Raw genomic sequence first — 2847 nt, forward strand, 5'->3', positions numbered from 1 at the left:
GAGGGCGTGGCCCGGTGGCTCGACGCCCGCGCCGCCGGACTGACCGGTGACGGGGCGGCCGTACTCACCGCGCAGGCCCTCATGGCCCGCGACCCTGAGCTCGCCCGCCGGATCGGGGAGCGCGCGGAGGCGGGGGAGGCCGCCGCGTGGGCGGTCCACTCGGCCGTCGGCGCCTACCAGGAACTGCTGCTCGCGGCCGGGGGCTATCTGGCCGAGCGCGCCGCCGACCTCGCCGACATCCGTGACCGCGCCGTCGCGCTCCTGCTCGACGAGCCGATGCCGGGCCTTCCCGACCCGGGCCACGACCACGTCCTGGTCGCCGACGACCTCGCGCCGGCCGACACCGTGCAGCTCGACACCGACCGTGTGCTGGCGATCGTCACCCGGCAGGGCGGCCCCACCAGCCACACGGTGATCCTGGCCCGCGCGCTCGGCATCCCCGCCGTCGTGGGGTGCGCGGACGCCGACACCCTCCGGGACGGGACCGCGGTGGCCGTGGACGGGGACGCGGGCACCGTCGACGTCGAGCCCGACGCGGAGTCCGTCGAGCGGATCCGCGGCCGGGACGAGCGGCGCCGCGCCCTGCTCGCCGAGTCCTCCGGACCCGGTCGCACCCGTGACGGCTCCTCCGTGGCCCTGCTGCTCAACGTGGGCGAGGGCGACCCGGAGGACGCGGCCGCGCACGACAGCGAGGGTGTGGGGCTGCTGCGGACCGAGTTCCTGTTCCTGGACCGGTCCGAGCCGCCGACGGTGGACGAGCAGACCGCCGTGTACACACGTTTGCTCAAGGCCTTCTCCGGCCGCGCGGTCACCGTCCGCACCCTGGACGCGGGGTCCGACAAGCCGCTGCCGTTCGTCGGGACCGGCCCCGAGGACAACCCCGCCCTGGGCGTGCGCGGCTACCGGACCGCGCGCGACCAGCCGGGTCTGCTGACCGACCAGCTGACGGCGATCGCCGCCGCCGTGCGGGCGACCGGCACGCACACGCGCGTCATGGCGCCCATGGTGTCCACCCCCGACGAGGCAGCGGAGTTCGCGGCGCTGGCCAGGGGGGCGGGGCTGGAGGAGGTGGGCGTCATGGTCGAGGTCCCCGCCGCCGCGCTGCTGGCCGACCGGATCCTGGAGCACGTCGACTTCGTGTCGATCGGCACCAACGACCTCGCCCAGTACACGATGGCCACCGACCGCACCCTGGGCTCGCTGCCCGACCTGCTCGACCCCTGGCAGCCCGCCCTGGTGTCCCTGGTGGCGGCCGTGGGCCGGTCGGGGGAGCGGCTGGACCGGTCGGTCGGGGTGTGCGGTGAGGCCGCCGCCGACCCGCTGCTGGCCCTGGTGCTGGTGGGGTCGGGGGTGAGCAGTCTGTCCATGTCGGCCCCCGCGCTGCCCGCCGTCCGCCACGCGCTCGCCCACCACACGCGCGAGGAGTGCCGCCGCCTGGCCGACCTGGCCCTGGCCGCGTCGAGCGCCGGGCACGCCCGGGAGGAGGTACGGGCCGCCGCGAACCCGGAGGTCGACCTCTGGTGACCGCTTCCCCCTGACCCGCCGCGCCCGCCCCCGGTCCTCAGGCTCCGGGAGCGGGCGCGGTGTGTGTCAGGCACCCGCCGTCCCCCAGTCGCCGCCGACGGCCCCGGGCACGAGGTCGAGCCGTTCCCGCGCGGCCCTGAGCAGGTCGTCGGCGTCGGTGGAGCCGGACGCGCTCCAGGACTCGCGGGCCGTGCCGACCACGGAGAGGAAGACGGCGGTCAGGACGTCGGGGCGCGGGTCGGTGGCGCGGTCGACCCCGGCGCGCTCGGCGACGACCTCCGAGATCCGCTCCTGGTGGCGTCGGCAGGAGCCCGTCATCGCGGCGACCACCGCGGGGTCGTCCTTCAGGACGGTGGCGGCGCGGCTCAGGAAGTCGCGCGTCTGGGGGTCGACGCTGTTCCAGTGGTCCTGGATGGCGTTGCGCAGCGCGGTCAGCGGGGGTTCGTCGGCCGGGCGGGCGCGCAGGGCCGAAAGGAAGAGTTCGTCGATGCCCGCCAGGGCCTCCAGGAGGAGCTCCTCCTTGGTGGCGAAGTAGCGGAAGAGGGTCCGCTGGGAGACGCCGACGCTGGCGGCGATCTGTTCTGTCGTCGTTCCGTGGTACCCCTGTTCGAGGAACAGACGGAGTCCCGACTCGATCAGGTTCTGGCGCAGTCGCGCCTTCTTGCGCTCGCGCAGTCCCACGCCTTCGGCCCCGGCCGTGTCCGTCACCGGTCCTCCCGCCATCGGTCACCCCTCCTCTCCTGGACGTTCTGCCGACGGAATATTACGTCAGTCACAGTCAAAAATCACTTGCTGCAAACTGTCAGCCGCTGACATAGTCTAGCCCAGCGGATTCGAGACTGGGGGAAGTCATGACACTCGGGGATGCCCTGCCCATGTCCAGGGCGGAGCGGCTGCGGCGAAGTCCGTGGTCGACACTGGTCGCCATCGCCTTCGGCGTGATGATGGTGGCGCTGGACGGAACGATCGTGGCCGTGGCCAACCCGGCGATCGGGGAGAGCCTGGGGGCCTCCCTCGCCGAACTCCAGTGGGTGACCCACGGGTACCTGCTCGGCCTGGCGGTCTTCCTCATCACCGCGGGCAAGCTCGGCGACCGCTTCGGGTACCGGCGCACCTACCTGGTCGGCGTGATCGGCTTCGTGCTGTCCTCGGTGGCGATCGGGCTGTCCGTCGGGGTGGTCATGCTCATCGCCTTCCGCATGCTCCAGGGGATCTTCGGGGCGCTGCTGCTGCCCGCCACCATGGGACTGCTGCGCGCCACCTTCCCGCCGGACAAGCTCGGCCGGGCGTTCGGCGTCTTCGGCAGCCTCATCGGCGCCGCGA

General features: G+C 73.8%; 3 protein-coding genes. 2 read left to right on the plus strand and 1 reads right to left on the minus strand.

Translation table 11 applies throughout. From position 1 onward, the window contains the following. A partial coding sequence (ptsP, locus tag D471_RS0114595) for a phosphoenolpyruvate--protein phosphotransferase (protein WP_017599294.1) occupies window positions 1–1524 on the plus strand: 1524 nt, incomplete at its 5' end. Window positions 1525–1590: 66 nt separating this feature from the next. Here ptsP and D471_RS0114600 read toward each other — a convergent pair. Continuing rightward, a complete protein-coding gene (locus tag D471_RS0114600) occupies window positions 1591–2247 on the minus strand; it encodes a TetR/AcrR family transcriptional regulator (RefSeq protein WP_017599295.1) in 657 nt (218 codons plus the stop codon). Window positions 2248–2375: 128 nt separating this feature from the next. On the opposite strand from D471_RS0114600, the gene D471_RS0114605 reads away from it, so the two are divergent. After that, the coding region (locus D471_RS0114605; protein WP_026127736.1) for an MFS transporter at window positions 2376–2847 on the plus strand (472 nt) is incomplete at its 3' end.

It is taken from the genome of Nocardiopsis lucentensis DSM 44048 (genome assembly GCF_000341125.1).
Classification (GTDB): domain Bacteria; phylum Actinomycetota; class Actinomycetes; order Streptosporangiales; family Streptosporangiaceae; genus Nocardiopsis; species Nocardiopsis lucentensis.